The 17,236-nt window shown below is 58.5% G+C and carries 15 protein-coding genes; 7 read left to right on the top strand and 8 right to left on the bottom strand.

The window, feature by feature from the left end; genetic code table 11:
* Positions 1 to 59: 59 nt before the first annotated feature.
* From MHM85_RS08705 to MHM85_RS08685, 5 genes are read right to left on the bottom strand one after another with little or no spacing between them, the layout of a single operon-like run.
* A complete protein-coding gene (locus MHM85_RS08705) occupies positions 60 to 3,443 on the bottom strand; it encodes a PilC/PilY family type IV pilus protein (protein WP_219862139.1) in 3,384 nt (1,127 codons plus the stop codon).
* Between the two features lie 44 nt (positions 3,444 to 3,487).
* Positions 3,488 to 3,934 carry a PilX N-terminal domain-containing pilus assembly protein gene (locus MHM85_RS08700; protein WP_153842938.1) on the bottom strand — a complete coding sequence of 149 codons (447 nt, stop codon included), beginning with the start codon at positions 3,932 to 3,934 and terminating at the stop codon, positions 3,488 to 3,490.
* A 1-nt stretch (position 3,935) separates the two neighbouring features.
* Positions 3,936 to 4,970, bottom strand: a complete 1,035-nt coding sequence (locus MHM85_RS08695) for a PilW family protein (RefSeq protein ID WP_239285729.1) — start codon at positions 4,968 to 4,970, stop codon at positions 3,936 to 3,938.
* 1 nt (position 4,971) lies between these two features.
* A complete protein-coding gene (pilV, locus tag MHM85_RS08690) occupies positions 4,972 to 5,379 on the bottom strand; it encodes a type IV pilus modification protein PilV (RefSeq protein ID WP_219862137.1) in 408 nt (135 codons plus the stop codon).
* Between the two features lie 19 nt (positions 5,380 to 5,398).
* Positions 5,399 to 5,869, bottom strand: a complete 471-nt coding sequence (locus tag MHM85_RS08685) for a GspH/FimT family protein (protein ID WP_153842940.1) — start codon at positions 5,867 to 5,869, stop codon at positions 5,399 to 5,401.
* 449 nt (positions 5,870 to 6,318) lie between these two features.
* On the opposite strand from MHM85_RS08685, the gene katG reads away from it, so the two are divergent.
* From katG to MHM85_RS08670, 3 genes are all read left to right on the top strand, one after another.
* Entirely contained in the window at positions 6,319 to 8,475 is a 2,157-nt protein-coding gene (gene katG / locus MHM85_RS08680) for a catalase/peroxidase HPI (protein WP_219862135.1), read from the top strand.
* 138 nt (positions 8,476 to 8,613) lie between these two features.
* Positions 8,614 to 8,802, top strand: a complete 189-nt coding sequence (locus MHM85_RS08675) for a hypothetical protein (protein WP_219862133.1) — start codon at positions 8,614 to 8,616, stop codon at positions 8,800 to 8,802.
* The gene (locus MHM85_RS08670) at positions 8,795 to 10,315 is read left to right on the top strand and encodes a sodium:solute symporter family protein (RefSeq protein WP_219862131.1); all 1,521 of its coding nucleotides are present in this window, start codon (positions 8,795 to 8,797) and stop codon (positions 10,313 to 10,315) included. The genes MHM85_RS08675 and MHM85_RS08670 overlap by 8 nt, the downstream gene beginning before the upstream one ends.
* Positions 10,316 to 10,358: 43 nt before the next feature.
* Here MHM85_RS08670 and MHM85_RS08665 read toward each other — a convergent pair whose 3' ends face one another.
* From MHM85_RS08665 to MHM85_RS08655, 3 genes are read right to left on the bottom strand one after another with little or no spacing between them, the layout of a single operon-like run.
* Positions 10,359 to 11,291, bottom strand: coding sequence for a biotin-dependent carboxyltransferase family protein (locus tag MHM85_RS08665; protein WP_239285727.1), 933 nt, complete (start codon positions 11,289 to 11,291; stop codon positions 10,359 to 10,361).
* Positions 11,288 to 11,992: a 5-oxoprolinase subunit PxpB gene (gene pxpB / locus MHM85_RS08660; protein ID WP_239285725.1), complete on the bottom strand. Its 705-nt coding sequence runs from the start codon at positions 11,990 to 11,992 to the stop codon at positions 11,288 to 11,290. The genes MHM85_RS08665 and pxpB overlap by 4 nt, the downstream gene beginning before the upstream one ends.
* Complete coding sequence (locus tag MHM85_RS08655; protein ID WP_219862127.1) at positions 11,989 to 12,741, bottom strand: 5-oxoprolinase subunit PxpA; 753 nt, start codon at positions 12,739 to 12,741, stop codon at positions 11,989 to 11,991. Before MHM85_RS08655 ends, pxpB begins: the two co-directional genes overlap by 4 nt.
* 527 nt (positions 12,742 to 13,268) lie before the next feature.
* On the opposite strand from MHM85_RS08655, the gene MHM85_RS08650 reads away from it, so the two are divergent.
* The 4 genes from MHM85_RS08650 (at position 13,269) to MHM85_RS08635 (ending at position 17,229) form a co-directional block, all read left to right on the top strand.
* Positions 13,269 to 14,261 carry a LysR family transcriptional regulator gene (locus MHM85_RS08650; protein WP_219862124.1) on the top strand — a complete coding sequence of 331 codons (993 nt, stop codon included), beginning with the start codon at positions 13,269 to 13,271 and terminating at the stop codon, positions 14,259 to 14,261.
* Positions 14,262 to 14,274: 13 nt separating this feature from the next.
* Positions 14,275 to 15,261, top strand: a complete 987-nt coding sequence (locus MHM85_RS08645; protein ID WP_219862122.1) for a TRAP transporter substrate-binding protein — start codon at positions 14,275 to 14,277, stop codon at positions 15,259 to 15,261.
* 76 nt (positions 15,262 to 15,337) lie between these two features.
* On the top strand, positions 15,338 to 15,901 hold the full coding sequence (locus tag MHM85_RS08640; RefSeq protein WP_139525885.1) for a TRAP transporter small permease: 564 nt from the start codon (positions 15,338 to 15,340) through the stop codon (positions 15,899 to 15,901).
* Positions 15,902 to 15,924: 23 nt separating this feature from the next.
* The gene (locus tag MHM85_RS08635; protein WP_139525884.1) at positions 15,925 to 17,229 is read left to right on the top strand and encodes a TRAP transporter large permease subunit; all 1,305 of its coding nucleotides are present in this window, start codon (positions 15,925 to 15,927) and stop codon (positions 17,227 to 17,229) included.
* Positions 17,230 to 17,236 lie beyond the last annotated feature (7 nt).

Raw genomic sequence — 17,236 nt, 5'->3', positions numbered from 1 at the left:
TTGAGCAGTTGCTCGTCGTTCGTCGGGGGAGCCAATGGCTCCCCCGGTTTTTTTTTCGTCTATGTATCGCTCTCTTCGCCGGTCACTTGCCGCCAGGAGCGACGCCCCAAGTGATCATCGCTAAAACCAATCGTGATGGAGCCATCGCCATTCGGTGAAGCGTTCGTATCCTCTGGATTGCCCACGAAGAGACGTTCGATCTCCCCGTCATTCACGCTCACCAAGCGCTCGCCGGTGCCCGCTTGCAAGCCGGTGATGGCGTCACCGTTGATGGTGGCGTCGCTGTCTGGCCGTCCGTCACCGTTGAAGTCGAAAGCGGTCGAACCGCCACTGCCGCCGGTATCGGCCAGTAGCGACATGAAGAACCCGCTGCGCCCACCGCCGCAGGGGTCGGATTCATCGGGAAGCAGCGTCGAGAAGCGCACCCGCCGTGGGAGGCTGGTTGAGATCGACGGGGCGGTGATCACGCGCTCTCCAGCAGGTAGCTCCAAGCGCCATCCCACGTCGTTACTGTCAGGGGCGAAGTTGGTGCTGGCGCGGCGGTTAAAGCCACTCTGTGAGTTTTCACCCGTAATGCGTTGAAGCAGTAGATCGCTTTGAGTAATGGTCGCGCTGCGACTCACTTGGTCTCGCAGGCCAATGAGCTGCTGTATCGAAGCGTCACCAATGTCGCCGTTGCGGAAATAGCTGCCGGTGCCGAAGGAGACCACTAGCGTATCCGGCGAGCCGCTGCTCAGCGTGACGGCGGGGGCTGATGTGATGGGCTGGCTAGCGCTGCCTTGATATAGCTGGTTAACGGTGCCACTGCCGGTTAACGAGAAGCGCCACATATTGCCTGCCAAGTCGCCCGCGTAGGCAAAGCGTGCGCCGTTATAGCTCGGCCAAGCAGTGACGGTGGGGGTGGCCAATCCGTTGGGAGTATCCGTGTTGCCTACGCCTGTCTTTATTTGCTTGATCAACTCACCGGTAGCAAGGTTCACTACGAAAAGTGACGCTTGGTAGCCCATGCTGTTATAGCCGTTACCAAAAATGGCGGCCCAGGTGCCGTCGGTCAGTTGCGTGATCGTGGGTTGAGAAACCCCCGTGCCCAACTCGGGATGGCGAAACTCCCAAAGCACGTCAGCAGCGCTCATGTTGCTGGGGTTGCTCACATCGAGTGCAAACACCGTCCGCCCACCCGCGCCCATGGTGCCAACGGCCACGGCAGTCGGGCCACCAGAGATGTTCACTTCCCGCACAGCAGGTGTGCCATCCATGAAGTAGCGATGGTTATAGTCAGGCTGCATCAATGAGCGAATGGCGGGCGCCTCGCCTTGGGTCAACTCAGCGGGTAAAAAGCCAAACAGTTCCCGGCCGGTCTCCGCGTTAAAGCCGTGCAGCATGCCGTCGTTGGCGGCCGCCAGCAGGAGCGGCATACGCTCATCAGTCCCCTTTAAGAACACCGGGTTGGCGTTGATGATATCGCCCAGCAGCGATTGGCGTGGCCGCAGCCCCTGCACGTTTTCGCCCTGTAGCCAGCGCACTTCGGCACTGGTTAAGCCGCTGTTGTCGGCACTTAGTATAACGCCGCTCCGGGTACCGCTCTCCAGCCGTCGATAGGTCAATAACCGCCGATTGCCTGCTTGCTCGGCGAGCTCGGTTTCAGCATTCCAGCGTTCGCTACGAGTGCCATCGGCTTGGATCACCGAGGCGGCTAAACGCCCTGACCAATCGTCACTGCGAAAGCCTGCGGTATAGAGCAAGTTGCCATCTTCAAGACCAAATTCGTCGCCATTGACCGCCGCGGAGGTATTGGACTGAGAGGCGGCGATGATATTGCCCAGCACCTGCTGCATGACCTGGTTCAACGAGGCTTCATCGTTGGCAAAGTACGCGCGATCGGTACCCCCTGCGCGGGCAAGATCGCCGAGTGGGTCGTCGGAGACGTTGGGTAAATTGGCGATATCCGGCGGTAGGTTAAAGCCCACCACATAGGTTCTTACCGGGTTAGGCAGCTGTGCATTGGTATCGTCGTATAGCCGTTTAATGGCCGCTTCGGCGCTGGCTAAAGCGCCGCTAACATTGTTGCCTAGTGAGTTGCCGAAGCGGTCTACCGACGGCAAACCATCGGTTAGCCAAATATTGGCATTCACTAAGCACTGCTGCGCATCGGGGTTATTGATGTTGGGAATCGCTATACCCGCACGGCGTCCCTGATTGGGGCCGAACGCGCTGCTGCTCGTGTTCAAAAAGTAGTCGCGGGCGGTATACATCGTGCCTTCGATAGGGGTCAAACCTGTCGCCAGCAGTGGCCAAGAAGGATCCGTCATGGGGTTACCGCTACCGTTCCACTCATGGCGCTGGGCACCCAGTTTTGTCTCGATGGCACTCCAATGGGCACTGTTTACCGTGCCATCGTTATTGAGCCCTCCAATGGGAACATGCAGATAGCCTAGTCCCGGTGATGACGTCGTCCGCCACTCCCATTGGTTGAGTTGTATGGAGGCTGTATGCGCCCCCCAGTTTGGTATGCCCCGTTGGCGAAGACTGTCCACCAGCGGCAGCGTAAAATTTGAGCGAACCGGATTGCTATAAGAGACACCATCACCAATAGCTGGAGAGCTTGAAAAACCTGTGGTCAGTCCACGAAAGCGTTCTGAAAGCTGATCGGATGTGGTGGTTGGGTTGGATATCCGACGCCAGTACTCAGTGACGTCATTGCGTGGTAAGCCAGACGTGAAGTTTTCCTCAAACATGTAGCCAGGTACACCAACATTGAAAAACGTGTAGATGTCGGTGTTCGGGAGCCGTGCTCTATAACGTTTGGTGCTAGCGTTCCAGGCTCCGTCGAAGCTTGGGTCGTACCAGCTTGGGTTAGCGTTGCTGGAGTACCGTGCGGCCAACGCACGTTCTGTTAATCGCCAGACGACTGTATTGCCGCTAAAAGCCGCGTCTCGGGTGAGCGAGGCGGGGTTCTGCTGGTATGCCATCAACCCAAGATTTAATTCGCCTCGGTAGCGCTCAATGAGATCACGTCCCACGCGCTTCATAATGCTGGATTTACTGAGAGGTGAACGAGCACCTGCTGGACATTGAGAGGCATTGAACGTGTTGGGTTGGCAGGCGGCTAGGTTCTCCCTATCGCCTGCGTTGTTGCCTACGGCGACACGGCCATCTAGGCCTTCTTGTCCACTCTCTGAGTTATCCAGAATCAATAACACGTTAGGTGGGACACGGCTGACCACGTTCAACGGAGCAGGGGAGAGTCCCGTTTGGTCGTTTGGGATGTCGTAATCTTCATCGACGAGCTCATCGCCTCCGCCTCCTATCGGGGGCTCAGGATCAGGCTCCTCCGGCGTTGGATCAGGATCATCGTCTCCTAGATCGACCTCCTGATCCGGGTCGTAATCAGGTGGCGGCGGAGGAGAAAAACCCAGTACGGGCGCACTCGTGGCGATCAACATTACGAACACAGCGCATACAAAAAGTGTCAGGGCGGATCTTTGTATCATGGCACGATGACCTCTACTGGCTGCTGGCGAACGTAGAGGGCCTCGAGCGTGACACGGGTATCTTCACCACGGCCAAAGCCTTGAGTTTCGATCCGATAAAGCATTTCGACCGCCTCCGTCCCGTCGTTGTTGGTCAGTGATCCTAGCGGTGCCAGCGTCTGGATGCGGTAGCGTGGGTTACGGGTGAGTTCTTCCATCGCCATGTCGTGGTTACGCCATCCATTGCCAGGCGGGGCGCCGTTTTGTAGCAGCGTTTCGGCTTCGCTCAGTGCGGCCTCTGCTGCTTGAAAGGCAACACCGTAGTCGCGCTGGCTCGAGGCCATACGGTCTTGGGTAATCGCTCCTTGCATGGAAGAGAGGCTCAACATGGTGACGATGGCAAGGAAAATCAGGCTCAACACGAGCGCCATTCCTCGCTGATGCGTCAATGCGTGGCTCTGCATGCTAACGATTCCTCAAAGCGATGGTCGTCGTGAAGGCTTGATAAATCCGTCCGTTGCCGCCGGTGAAAGGGTTGTCTCCTCGAAAATTGCCGATCGCCAGCGTGGTGTCGGCATTCCGTAGATTGGGACGGTCACTTTGTATGATGAGCGTGATGCGCGCCGCCCTGACATTGGGCCACTCTGCCTCATCGATCTCGTCGGGTGGTATGTAGGCGTCGTCGAGCAGAAAGGACGTTCGCATCGCCACCACATGGCTGGCCACGACCTCATTACGAGGCGTCGTTTGGCTCACATCCAAGCGCATCAACGAGGGCACATTCGCGTTATTGGCATCTCGGCCAATGTAGTAAAGGGCGCTGTTCAAAGCGCTCAGCGATACGGTTTGGCCCGCAGCATAGGTAATATCGCTCGCCTCTCCCCATTCGCTTTCGCTTGGGTCGACGTTGCCCTGCCAGCCTGCCGCCGCGCTTTTCTGCAGGGTGCGGGCGTCACTCGTGGTGTTATAGAAAATATCGCAATTCAGCAGGCCCTGAAGCAGCACCAATCGTTGATGAAAGGCGGTATCGGTCTCTCGATTCAAGGTGAGTCGTTGGCTGCTATCGATCGCGGCAATTTCCAACGACGTATCGACAAACCCCGTCCGGGCAAGGAGACCGCCACGAAACGCGAGTACATGCTGCTCGTCGAGGGGGGTGACCAAGCTGGCCGTAAAATCATGGTTGTTGGGTGTGTCCCATGCTTGCAACGGTAAGGGGAGGCTGCTGGCATCGGCCATATTGCGCATATGGACGGTCGTCTGTGGTAGCGCACAGCCACCGCTATAGTCCACTTGACGTAGCTCGCGGGCCATCGTATCCAGCGCGAAACGGCCAGTGTCCTGCATGTCGGCCAGTGCGGTTTGAAAGCGATAGCTTTGCTGAGAGGAGATGAAGAGTTGGGTTGCCCCAGCCATGACCAGTAGCCCAATGACCATGGCGACTAACAGCTCCGCCAGCGTAAAGCCTGCTTGAGTCGTTCGAGGTTTGCCTCTGCCCACGCTATAGCTCCGACGCCAATTGTACTTGCCGAATATCGTTGGGCGACGTGGCGTCCTCCCATCGCACGATGACGCTAATACGCCGATTGTCGATCTCGATGCCGCCTACGCCGCCAGGGAGCATGGTACTCACATCCGCGACCCACTCGGCTTGATCAGTCGCGGGCAATCCGCTGCCGTCGACCTCTCCGCCTAACGTGAGCGCATAGTCGGCTGCTTGCTCACGGTTGGCGCGAATGCGATCCAGCATGTCCTGGGCCATGTTGGTGGCCTGAGTCTCGAAATAGGCAGCACGGTTATGCACCAGCGACTGGGTTTGCAAGCCAAGCACACCCAATAGGCCAATCGACAGCACCAGTAGCGCAATCAATGACTCCAGCAGTGAGATACCCCGTTGTCGTGTTGGCATGGCGTGGCTCGCTAATGAATTAGTCGCAGGCTTGACGATTAGTGAGTACTCGGGAAATGCCGCTCGGCTCGATACGCACGCAGCGACCTATCTCATTCAGCGTGACGGAGACGCGCTGGGAAGCAAAGGCTGCCGACACCAGGCGCCCTTGACTGTTGAACGTAAAACGCTCGGGCGCATTCGCAATCGTAATGTCGTCTACCTCCTGCGCCCAGCGACGTAGCACCACCTCATCGGCCTGCACTTCCCAGCCGTTATCCCAACCTTCGGCCACGGGGAGTAAGTCGACGGACTGATTGCGTCGCACGGCTTCACTACGGGCAAAGCTCAGCGCAATTTTATAGTCGTTGGTGGTCGTCACGACGCGGTTTTCTTGAATGATCCTAGCAAAATTGGGTATCGCAATGGTGGCCAGCGTAGCGAATAGCGCCAGGGCCACCAAAAGTTCCAGCAGGGTAAAGCCATGTGCGGAACGTCTAGCCGTCAGCATGAGGGATTACTCTGCGCAAGCACATCAAGAGAAGTGCTGTGGCTGGCGTGTCTAGTCACGGTAATGCCCGGGTCGGCTGAATTCATTATATCGATATTTGATTTTGTGGTAGGAAAGTATAGCGTTTATACCATACGGCATGGGTGCAACAAGGCAACACGCCCTGCGGATATTCGACATACGCGTTCATTAAAGTCGCGCTATGCTCGAAAGGCGCGTCAGCATAAAGCTCTATCGACAAGAGGGAGGATATTTCCAATAGCCGAGAGCTATTACATTGGTCGTAAAATGCAAATTGTGGCTATTGCAAAGGTGCTTTAAAACTGTGGCATGTGAATAACGCACGCCGGTGCTAGTGATGGTCGCGTTTAACGTCCAGCCTAGTGCGGAGGTGCACTGCATTTGTTCCCTTGGTATCTCCAAGGCCAAGAGCAATAAGGGAGAGAACTATGAGCGGTAAATGTCCTGTCATGCACGGCGGTAACACCTCAACCGGTACCTCTAACAAAGATTGGTGGCCGGAAGGGTTGAACCTGGATATTTTGCATCAGCAAGATCGCAAATCAGACCCGATGGATCCCGATTTCAATTACCGAGAAGAAGTCCGCAAGCTCGACTTCGACGCGTTGAAGAAAGACGTCCACGCGCTGATGACCGACAGCCAAGAGTGGTGGCCCGCTGACTGGGGGCACTACGGCGGTTTGATGATCCGCATGGCTTGGCACTCCGCAGGCACCTACCGTATCGCCGACGGCCGTGGTGGCGGCGGCACCGGTGCCCAGCGTTTTGCACCGCTCAACTCTTGGCCGGATAACGTCAGCCTAGACAAAGCGCGCCGTCTGCTGTGGCCGATCAAGAAAAAATACGGCAACAAGATCAGCTGGGCGGACCTGATGATTCTGGCCGGTACCGTGGCGTATGAGTCCATGGGCCTGCCCTCTTATGGCTTCTCCTTCGGTCGTGCCGATATTTGGGAGCCCGAGAAAGACATTTACTGGGGCAATGAAAAAGAGTGGCTCGCGCCCTCTGACGAGCGCTACGGCGACGTGAATAAGCCCGAGACCATGGAAAACCCGCTGGCTGCCGTTCAGATGGGTCTCATCTATGTGAACCCGGAAGGCGTCAACGGTCAGCCGGACCCGCTGAAAACCGCTCAGCAGGTGCGTGAAACCTTCGCCCGTATGGCGATGAACGACGAAGAAACGGCGGCCCTGACCGCTGGTGGCCACACCGTCGGTAAGTGTCACGGTAATGGCGATGCGTCCGCGCTGGCCGCTGAGCCAGAAGCCTCTGACGTTGAAAACCAGGGCTTTGGCTGGGGCAACCCCAACATGCAGGGCAAGGCGAGCAACGCCGTGACCTCGGGCATCGAAGGTGCGTGGACCACCAACCCTACGAAGTTCGACATGGGCTACTTCGACCTGCTGTTCGGCTACGAGTGGGAACTGAGAAAGAGCCCCGCCGGTGCCCACCAGTGGGAACCGATCGACATCAAAGAAGAAGACAAGCCGGTCGACGCCAGCGACCCCTCGATTCGCCACAACCCGATCATGACCGATGCGGACATGGCGATGAAGATGGATCCGACCTATCGCGCCATCTGCGAAAAATTCATGGCCGACCCGGAGTACTTCAAGAAAACCTTCGCGAAAGCGTGGTTCAAGCTGACCCACCGTGACCTTGGCCCTAAAGCGCGCTACATCGGCCCAGAAGTTCCGGCGGAAGACCTGATTTGGCAAGACCCGATTCCGGCAGGCAGCACCGACTACTGCGAAGAAGTCGTCAAGCAGAAAATCGCGGAAAGCGGTCTGAGCATCAGCGACATGGTCTCTACCGCTTGGGACAGCGCCCGTACCTATCGTGGCTCCGACATGCGCGGTGGTGCCAACGGTGCCCGTATCCGTTTAGCGCCGCAAAAGGATTGGCAGGGCAACGAGCCGGAGCGCTTGGCCAAGGTACTGAGCGTCTACGAGCAGATCTCTGCCGATACCGGCGCTAGCGTGGCGGACGTGATCGTACTGGCCGGTAGCGTCGGTATCGAGAAAGCTGCGAAAGCAGCGGGTTATGACGTGCGCGTGCCCTTCTTGAAAGGCCGTGGCGACGCGACCGCCGAGATGACCGACGCGGACTCCTTCGCGCCACTAGAGCCGCTGGCCGATGGCTTCCGTAACTGGCAGAAGAAAGAGTACGTAGTGAAGCCGGAAGAGATGCTGCTGGATCGTGCGCAGCTGATGGGCTTGACCGGCCCGGAAATGACCGTGCTGCTGGGCGGTATGCGCGTATTGGGCACCAACTATGGTGGCACCAAACACGGCGTTTTCACCGACCGCGAAGGCCAGTTGACCAACGACTTCTTCGTCAACCTGACCGATATGGGCAACACGTGGAAGCCAGTGGGTAGCAATGCCTACGAGATCCGTGATCGCAAGACCGGTGCCGTGAAATGGACTGCCTCGCGAGTGGATCTGGTGTTTGGTTCCAACTCGCTGCTGCGCTCTTACGCAGAAGTGTACGCCCAGGACGATAACGGTGAGAAGTTCGTTAAAGACTTCGTCGCCGCCTGGACCAAAGTGATGAACGCCGACCGTTTCGACGTCGCGTCGTAAGCCAACAACGGTTCGTCGTACTATCCAAGGCACCCCTAGCGGGTGCCTTTTTTTGTATGCGTGACTGTGCACCGCTGGTTCGTCAGCTTTGCTACAGTAGCGTTTGCTTCCCTTTGATGTAACAACACGAGATCGACGATGACACGCAGTAAATGGATATGGCTCGTATGGGCCGTTGTCTTATCGAGCTATGTAGTGCCTTACACGCTGTTGAGCGACGTGTCGCGGTGGTACGGCAGCTTTTTGTTCTGGACCGTGGCGGGGTTGGTCATCATCGCCTTGAATGTGTTGATCACTCAAGGTTTCAAGGAACATAGTGATGACTGAGACGCTCATTTGGGGAGGCATTGCGCTTTATCTGTTGATTGCTCTCGGCATTGCGGTGCTGTCGCGTCGTCCCCCGACGAAAGGACACACGGAAAGCATGTCCGGTTACTTTTTGGGCAACCGGCAAATGAACGGGTTCGTCTCGGCGCTGAGCTACAGTGCCACGACCTACAGCGCCTTTATGATGGTGGGGTTGGCAGGCCTTACCTATGCGGGTGGCGTGGGCGCGCTCGGTTTTGAAATCATCTACTTTGCCGGTGTCTCACTGGTGGCGATTTTCGGCCCTAAATTCTGGGCGGTCGGCAAGAAGTTCGGCTACGTGACGCCCAGCGAGATGCTCGGCCACCGCTACAACAGCAAACAGGTGGCCATGGCCGTTTCCGTTGCTAGCTGTATCTTTCTGATTCCTTACTCAGCGGTTCAGCTCGCGGGCGTCGGCTACCTGCTTCAGGGGATGTCGGGAGGCACCATCACGTTTACCACCGGGGTTGCGCTGGCCACGGTAGTCGCCATTTTCTTCTCTTATATCGCGGGGATTCGTTCGGTCATGTGGACCGACTCGCTGCAGGCCATCATGATGATCGTGGCATCCACGCTGGTGGCGCTGTTGGTGATTCATAGCTTGGGTGGTTTTGGTGCGCTCTTCGAAACACTGGCGACCGAGCATCCGCAGTCACTGACGGTGCCCGGCCCGGGCCTATTCAGCTTCGTCACCTTTTTGGGGCTTACCATTCCCTGGTTCTTCTTTAGCCTCTCCAATCCGCAGGTGAGCCAACGTCTGTTCATGCCGTCGTCGCTGCGTTCGATGCGCCACATGCTTATCGGCTTTTTGGTGTTCGGTTTTATCTATACCTTGGTCTCTGTGCTGTGGGGATTCTCCGCCTTGGCCGCTTTCCCAAGTCTAGAACGCGCCGATTTAGCCACGCCTACGCTACTGGGCTCAGAGTTCGTGCCGCCCGTCTTGGGCGTGATCGTGATGATCGGCATCATGGCGGCGGCCGTTTCCACCATCGACTCGATCATGCTGACGCTGGCCTCCATGGTCTCACGCGATGTTTACGCCAACCTCAAGCCGAACGTGAGTGAAAAGCGCCAACTCCAAGTCGGAAAGCTCGTCATACCGGTCATTGCACTCATGGCGCTCGCCTTCGCTGAGCTACAGCTCGATCTCATTGCAGTGCTATCGGTGGCCGCCTCCTCGGGCTTGGTGGCCATGGTGCCTGCACTGATCGGTGCTTTCTATTGGAAACGAGGAACAGGCGCCGGAGCATTGGCCAGCGTGGTGGGCACCAGCGCCTTTGTGCTGCTGATGTATGCCACCGGCAATTCACTGCTGGGCCTGCCTGCCGGTGTATGGGGCATTGTGGTCGCGAGTGTGCTGTTTGTGGGCGTTAGCCTTGCGACCCAGCCTCATCCAGCCTCTACCGATGCCTTTTTTGCCGCCATCGAGGATGAGCTGGGTCACAAGCGCCGCTCTGCCAGTAATTCAACGACCAAGCAGTCGACTCCTTAGGCCTCCTAGCGCTAAAAGCCCCTGTCTACTGGGGCTTTTCAGCCTACTTCCACCGCAACAGCTGCTTGCGATACGCCGCCTGCGCATGGGTCGCACTGATCGGCTGCAAGCGCACCTTAGTGCCCGGCAAGCATTGGGCGAGGCGGGCGCAGGCCATGGGGGTCAAAGCACCCAGGCGCGGGTAGCCGCCAATGGTTTGGCGGTCGTTCATCAGGATGATCGGCTGGCCATCGGGGGGGATCTGCACGGCCCCCAGCGGTATTCCTTCCGAGACGATGCCGCCCAGGCGGCTGTTCAGCGCTTTGCCGGTGAGCCGAATGCCCATGCGGTCGGCACGTTGATCCACGGTCCATGGCTGGTTGAAGGCATCGAACAGGCTGCGCCCGGCAAAGTGGGCGGCCTGGGAGCCCAGCACCATGTCCAGCACGGTGTCTTCTGCATCAGGCAGAGGGATCTGGGTGCCTTGGGGTAACTGACGCGGCGTGGCGCTGCTGCCTTTCCAGGTGAGCTGATCGCCGGTTTTGAGCGGTTTGCCATCTTCGTGCAGGCCGCCGATTTGCTCCCTTGCCGTGCAGGCTTGGCTGCCCAGCACGGTTGGTGCATCCAGCCCGCCCGGGAAGGCGAGGTACGCGCGTAGGCCCTTTTTCGGCTGGCGAAAGACCAGCGTTTGGCCCGCTTGCATCATAAAGCTGGCGTTGGGCGCCAGCGGTTGGTCGTCCAGTGTGGCGGCAAGGTCGGCACCTGCCAGGGCGAGGCGCACGTCGCTATTGGCTACCAGCGTCAGGTTGCCGCCCATGACGATTTCCAGCGCGGCGCTCTCCAGCGAGTTGCCCAAAAGCCAGTTGGCCCAGCGGAAGGCGATCCAGTCGGCGGCACCGCCTTGCGTCACGCCTAAGTGGCCGACGCCGAAGCGGCCCGCATCTTGAATCAGTGCCAGCGGTCCGGCTTGCTTTACGGTCAGGGTAGGACGGCTCATGAGCGCTCCTCCAGCGGGGTGGTGTCGCCCCCGGCCGCTTCGAATTCGGATTGGGATATCGCCTTGAAGCGCACTTTATCGCCCGGGCGCAGCAGCGGCTCGCCGCGTTTGGCGTGTTCGAACAGCGGCACGGCGGTTCTACCCAGAATGTTCCAGCCGCCCGGTGAAAGCAGCGGGTAGATGGCCGTTTGTCGGTCGGCAATGCCGACGCTGCCCGCCGCGACACGGCGGCGGGGCGTTTTCAAACGCGGCGCGGCAATCGCCTCATCCACCAAGCCCATAAAGCCGTAGCCAGGGGCAAAGCCCAGTGCAAACACGCAGTAGTCGTGGCTGCAGTGTCGCTCGATCAACGCCTCGACGCTGAGACCAGCGCGCTTTGCCACGGTGGGCAATTCGGGGCCAACGCTCTCGTCGTACCATACGGGAATTTCGTGGAGCTGGCCCTGCTGGGAGTCGGCAGGGGCTAAATTGCGTAGGGCACTGCGTGCGAGGGTCGTGGCCTGGGCAAAGGTGAGCTTTTGGCAGTCGTAATGCACCAGCAGGGTGGTGTATGACGGGATCAGGTCGATGAGCGCGTGATCGAAAGCGCGCCGCAGCGCCTCGTCGGCGGCCATGATCCACGCCATATTGGTTTCATCGATGGCGTCGAACAAGCGCACCGTTAGGGCGTCCATCGCCGCCGTTTCTAAGTGCAGTTTCACGCGGACTCCAACGCCGTAAAGGCCTCGCGAATGGCGCGCACGGCGGCCACGGATTCGGGATTATCGCCATGTACACACAGCGTATCGCAGGGTAACTGCAGGGCGCTGCCATCGCGGGCGGTGAGAGTCTCACCTTTGGCCAAGGCGACGGCTTGGGCGACGATGGTGGCTTGGTCGTGATGCACGGCCCCCGGCAGGCGGCGTGAGGCTAAGTGCCCGGTGGCCTCATACGCGCGGTCCGCGAAGCTTTCAAACCATAGGGTGATGCCCATTTTTTCCGCAAGCTGACGGTGCGGCGCTGGGTCGGCGGTGGCCATCACCATCAGCGGCAAACGGGCATCGAACGCCTTCACGGCGCGCATGGCACCTTCCAGTAGCTCCAGATTGGCGGCCATGTCGTTGTACATTGCCCCGTGGGGTTTGACGTAGCTCAGTGCGGTGCCTTCTGCTTGGCAAATGCCTGCCAGGGCGCCGATTTGGTAGAGCATCATGTCTTCCACTTCGGCAGGCGAGCAGGCCATGGAGCGGCGGCCAAAGCCCATTAAATCAGGGTAACCGGGATGGGCACCGATTTTTACGCCGTGCTGAACAGCAAGCTTCACTGTCTTGCGCATCACATGGGGGTCAGATGCGTGGTAGCCGCAGGCAATGTTGGCACAGTCAACGTGGGGCATGACCTCAGCGTCCAAGCCAATCGACCAGTTACCGAAACTTTCGCCCATATCGCAGTTAAGCAGCGGAATCGCCATAACGTCTCCTGCCGGGTTGTGTGTTGTTAGTAATTGATATCGCTATTCATTAGCCAAATGAGACAGTCTATTTGCTCATAGTGATGACGTGTTAGTGAGCCTATTTATGGTGTTGTTAGCGCAAAAATAATATATGGAGAGCGCGTTCCAAGTGCCAATCGTTTTTAGCGATATTGAGTATCGGCTGTTCCTATCATGCTGTTATTTAGTGGAAAAATAGTTGACGCTAGAGCGTGATACGATTATCAACTATTGAAAGCGACTCAAAAAAGATTACAAAAGAGACGCCCTGATCCGCCGGATGTCGCGCGTTTGCGCTACCTATAACAATGGCTAGGAAAGGGTGATGTCTGAGGAGTGCCACATGCGGTTGCCAGCCCCGCGACAGCTTGCCTGTGCCCAGCACGGCAGGTTGCATATACATCTGCATAGCGACGCTTCACCTGGATTACCAACGGTGGGCGGCGTGGTGAATGCGCCTACTGGGGTGCTTTGCCCGAGTGCGTTTTTGACAGGCTGGTGAGACGATGCTGGATTTTAAGGAACTCGATGCCTTTGTGTGGGCGGTGAAACTTGGCTCTTTTCGTAAAGCGGCCGCCAGGTTACACATCACTCAACCCTCGGTGTCGGAGCGTATTTCTCGCTTAGAGAGCACGGTGGGCGAGCTGCTGCTCGAACGCTCGGCGCGGCCGATTCAACCCACCATGCGTGGCCGAGAGTTCTTTCTCCATGCCGAACGCATGCTGGCTCAGCGCGATGAAGCCCTGAAACTGTTCGACAGCGAAGAGGATTTTTCGGCGCCGCTACGTCTGGGCACCATCGAAACCATCGCCCATAGCTGGTTTCCGCGCTTCATGCAGCGCCTCACCGAGCGCTATCCCAAGCTCATCATCGAACTGACCGTCGACTACTCGCCCGCGCTCAATGAGCGTTTGATCGGCAATGAGCTGGATATCCTGTTGGCCATGAACGGCTATCTGCCCCCGGAGCAGATCGACCAAGAGACGCTCAGCCCTTACGAGATGGGCATGTTCGTCTCGCCACGCCACGCCCAGCGGCTTAGCGAACGCCCCCACGCCTGGTGCACCACGCTGCCGTTCATTTCTTTTGGCAAGCTGGCGCGCCCTTATGAGGAGCTGGTGAGCTACCTCGCCGCCCAGGGGGTGGCGCAGCCACGTATTCATAGCGTGAGCACGCTGATGACCATTGTTCGCTTGACGACCGAGGGATTAGGCATCGGCGCGCTGCCGGTCGCTACCGTGCTGGACGAGTGGCGACGGGGCGAGCTGTATCGTCTGGCGCTCCCCGCGCCGTTACCCGCCATGCACTATGATGTGATTTGGCGCAGCGCCAATCATCCGCGCTTTTGTCGCGGCGTGGGCCGATTGGCCCAAGAGTGCGCGCGTGAGTATGCCACTGAAAAGCATAACGAGATTACTAACACGTGTTTTACCGGGCGTTGGGTGACCCCTAACGCCGCCTCCTCCACCCCTGTGCAGCACCTCCATCCCTATGAATAAGAGGACTTTACCTATGCGTACTCGCATTGCGACCCCCCTGCTTCTTGCCACGGCGTGCAGCCTTGCCGCCGCCACGGCTCAGGCCGCCGAGTGGACCATGGCCACGCCCTACGGGGATGCCAGCTTCCACACCCAAAACACCAAGCAGTTCGCAGAAGATGTGGCAGAAGCCACTGACGGCGAACTCACCATTACCGTCCACAGCGGTGGTTCGCTGGTATCGCACGGTGAAATCAAACCGTCTGTACGTCGCGGCACCATCGACGCCGGTGAGGTGTTCCTGTCGATTCTCTCCAACGACGACCCGATTTTCGAAGTCGATACGCTGCCTGGCGTGGCCGGTAGCTACGATGACGCCTACGCGCTGTGGGAAGCGACCAAGCCGATGATTACCGAGCTGTTCGCCTATGAAGGGCTGATTCCGCTGTATGCCGTTGCCTGGCCTGCACAGGGCATCTACACGGCCGAACCGCTCACGGATCCGGCACAGTTCGAGGGGCTGCGCGTGCGTGCGCCGAACATCAACACCCAGCGCTTCGTCGATAACCTAGGCGGTAGCCCCACCGAAACCGAAGAGTCGGATATCCCCACGGCCTTTAGCACCGGCCGCGTCGACGCGATGATTACGTCGAGCTCTACCGGCAACTCCATGGCCGCTTGGGACTACGTCACCGACTACACAGATGCCAACCTGTGGCTGCCGAAGAACATCGTTTTCATCAGCCAGCGTAGCTTCGATCGTCTTGACGAAGCGACTCAAGAAGCGCTGATGGAAGCGGCGGCCCGTGCCGAAGAGCGCGGCTGGCAAATGAGCCGTGAGAACAATGACGAGAGCCTCTCGGCGCTGCAAGAGAACGGCATCAGCGTGTCCGAACCCAACGCTGAGGTAGCTGCTGCACTGCAGGCGGCCGGTGACGAGCTGTTCGCCGATTGGCAGTCCCGCGCCGATGACGAAGCCAAAGCGGCACTGGAAGCCTACCGCGCCCAGCGTGGCAACTAACCCTTCGTTGCCACGGTAACGCCTGGGGCAGCCCGCGGGCTGCCCCTTTCCCTACGCGCTCTGTGAGACTGCGAACATGACGTTTAAATTCGACAAACTCTACCGCCTGGGTGCCTGGGGCGCAGCAGCGTGCATGGTGGCCATTTGTGCGCTCATTGCGCTGCAAGTCACTTTCCGTTTGGTGGATGCTCTGTTGGTGCTGGTGGGCCTTAGTCGACTCGGCATCAGTATCACCGGCGTCTCGGAAATGGCCGCCTATTTATTGGTCGGCGCGACGTTTCTGGGTCTGGCTTACACCTTCGTGCATCACGCCCATATACGGGTCACGCTGCTCATTTCGCGCCTGCCGTCGGCGGTGCGCGTGTGGTTCGAGGTGTTTGGTCTGCTGATTGCGCTGGTCATCAGCGTGCTGCTGACCTATGGCTTGATCGGCTTGGCGAGGGAGAGCCTGGAATACAACGATGTGTCGTCGGGCTTCTTGTCGATTCCTCTGTGGATCCCGCAAGTGGTGCTGGCCGTTGGCGTTGGTCTGCTGGCCCTGGCGCTGCTGGAGGCGCTATGGATGGCTGGGCGTATTGCCCTGCGAGACCCGTCAAGCTTCCGTGAAGCCATGTCCATCGACGATAACGACGCGCACTAAGCGGCGACTCGGGAGATACCCTCGTGCTACTACTCAGTTTAGCGACTATTGTGACCCTCGTGGTGCTGTTGGGCAGCGGGGTGTGGATTGCCTTTGCGCTCATCGGCACCGCATGGATTGCCCTACAATTTTTTAGCCCTTTCGATCCAGGCCCCATTTTGGCCTCTGATTTTTGGGGCGCCAGCTACGGCTGGGACTTAACGGCGCTGCCCATGTTCATCTGGATGGGCGAAATTCTGTTCCGTTCGGGGCTAGCGGACAACATGTTTCGTGGGCTGTCGCCGTGGCTCAACCGTCTGCCGGGCCGCCTGCTGCATACCAACATCATTGGCAGTGGCATGTTCGCAGCGGTATGTGGCTCGTCAGCCGCCACCTGTGCCACGGTGGGTAAAATGACCCTGCCGGAGCTCGAACGCCGCGGCTACGACAGCAACATGGCGATTGGCACGCTGGCCAGCGCGTCCACACTGGGCTTGTTGATTCCCCCCTCGATCGTGCTGATCGTGTATGGCGTGGTCACCGAGCAGTCGATCTCGCGGCTCTTCATGGCGGGCATTGGCCCCGGCCTGATGATCTTGGCCATGTTCATGACGTATTTGGTGCTGTGGGCGCTGCTCAAAGGCAACCGTGCTGGCCTGACGGGTGCCGACGAATCGGATATGAGCATCGCTGAAAAGCTGCGCAATACCTGGGCGCTGGTGCCTATTTTGCTGCTGATTGGCGGCATCATCGTCTCGATTTACGGCGGGCTGGCTTCGCCAACGGAGGCGGCTGCGGTGGGCGTGGTGCTATCGATGATCATTGCCCGGTTCAATGGTCACTTCGACCGGTCGATTTTTACCGACTCGCTCTTTGCGGCAGTGCGCACGGCCTGCATGATCGCCTTCATCATTGCCGGTGCATCGTTCTTGACCTCGGCCATGGGCTTTACTCAAGTGCCCATGAAGCTTGCTCAGGCCATTGGCGAGATGGGACTATCGCCCACCATGCTGCTGGTGGCACTCACGCTGCTGCTGCTCATCATGGGCTGCTTCTTGGACGGTATTTCGCTGATTCTGCTGGTGACGGCCATTATCATGCCGGTGGTGAGCGCGGCGGGCTTCGATCTGATCTGGTTCGGCATCTATTTGGTGATCGTGGTCGAAATGTCGCAAATCACGCCGCCGGTCGGGTTTAACCTATTCGTGATTCAAGGCTTGACCGGTAAGGATATTCTGACCATCACCAAAGCGACGCTGCCGTTCTTTTTACTGATGATGCTGGCCATTGCGCTGATGCATCTCTTCCCCAGCATTGCACTTTACCTGCCTTACGCCATGACCGGCTAATTGGCCG

The organism is Halomonas sp. McD50-4, from assembly GCF_022348135.1.
Classification (GTDB): domain Bacteria; phylum Pseudomonadota; class Gammaproteobacteria; order Pseudomonadales; family Halomonadaceae; genus Vreelandella; species Vreelandella piezotolerans.
The sequence above is the reverse complement of the archived record's forward strand: the minus strand, read 5'-3'. Positions and strand labels throughout refer to the sequence as shown.

Bases quoted from the DNA above. Each gene is read 5' to 3' on its own strand.
- MHM85_RS08705 (WP_219862139.1), bottom strand. From the start codon at position 3,443: ATGTTGATCGCCACGAGTGCGCCCGTACTGGGTTTTTCTCCTCCGCCG.
- MHM85_RS08700 (WP_153842938.1), bottom strand. From the start codon at position 3,934: ATGCAGAGCCACGCATTGACGCATCAGCGAGGAATGGCGCTCGTGTTG.
- pilV (WP_219862137.1), bottom strand. From the start codon at position 5,379: ATGCCAACACGACAACGGGGTATCTCACTGCTGGAGTCATTGATTGCG.
- MHM85_RS08685 (WP_153842940.1), bottom strand. From the start codon at position 5,869: ATGCTGACGGCTAGACGTTCCGCACATGGCTTTACCCTGCTGGAACTT.
- katG (WP_219862135.1), top strand. From the start codon at position 6,319: ATGAGCGGTAAATGTCCTGTCATGCACGGCGGTAACACCTCAACCGGT.
- MHM85_RS08675 (WP_219862133.1), top strand. From the start codon at position 8,614: ATGACACGCAGTAAATGGATATGGCTCGTATGGGCCGTTGTCTTATCG.
- MHM85_RS08670 (WP_219862131.1), top strand. From the start codon at position 8,795: ATGACTGAGACGCTCATTTGGGGAGGCATTGCGCTTTATCTGTTGATT.
- MHM85_RS08665 (WP_239285727.1), bottom strand. From the start codon at position 11,291: ATGAGCCGTCCTACCCTGACCGTAAAGCAAGCCGGACCGCTGGCACTG.
- MHM85_RS08655 (WP_219862127.1), bottom strand. From the start codon at position 12,741: ATGGCGATTCCGCTGCTTAACTGCGATATGGGCGAAAGTTTCGGTAAC.
- MHM85_RS08650 (WP_219862124.1), top strand. From the start codon at position 13,269: ATGCTGGATTTTAAGGAACTCGATGCCTTTGTGTGGGCGGTGAAACTT.
- MHM85_RS08645 (WP_219862122.1), top strand. From the start codon at position 14,275: ATGCGTACTCGCATTGCGACCCCCCTGCTTCTTGCCACGGCGTGCAGC.
- MHM85_RS08640 (WP_139525885.1), top strand. From the start codon at position 15,338: ATGACGTTTAAATTCGACAAACTCTACCGCCTGGGTGCCTGGGGCGCA.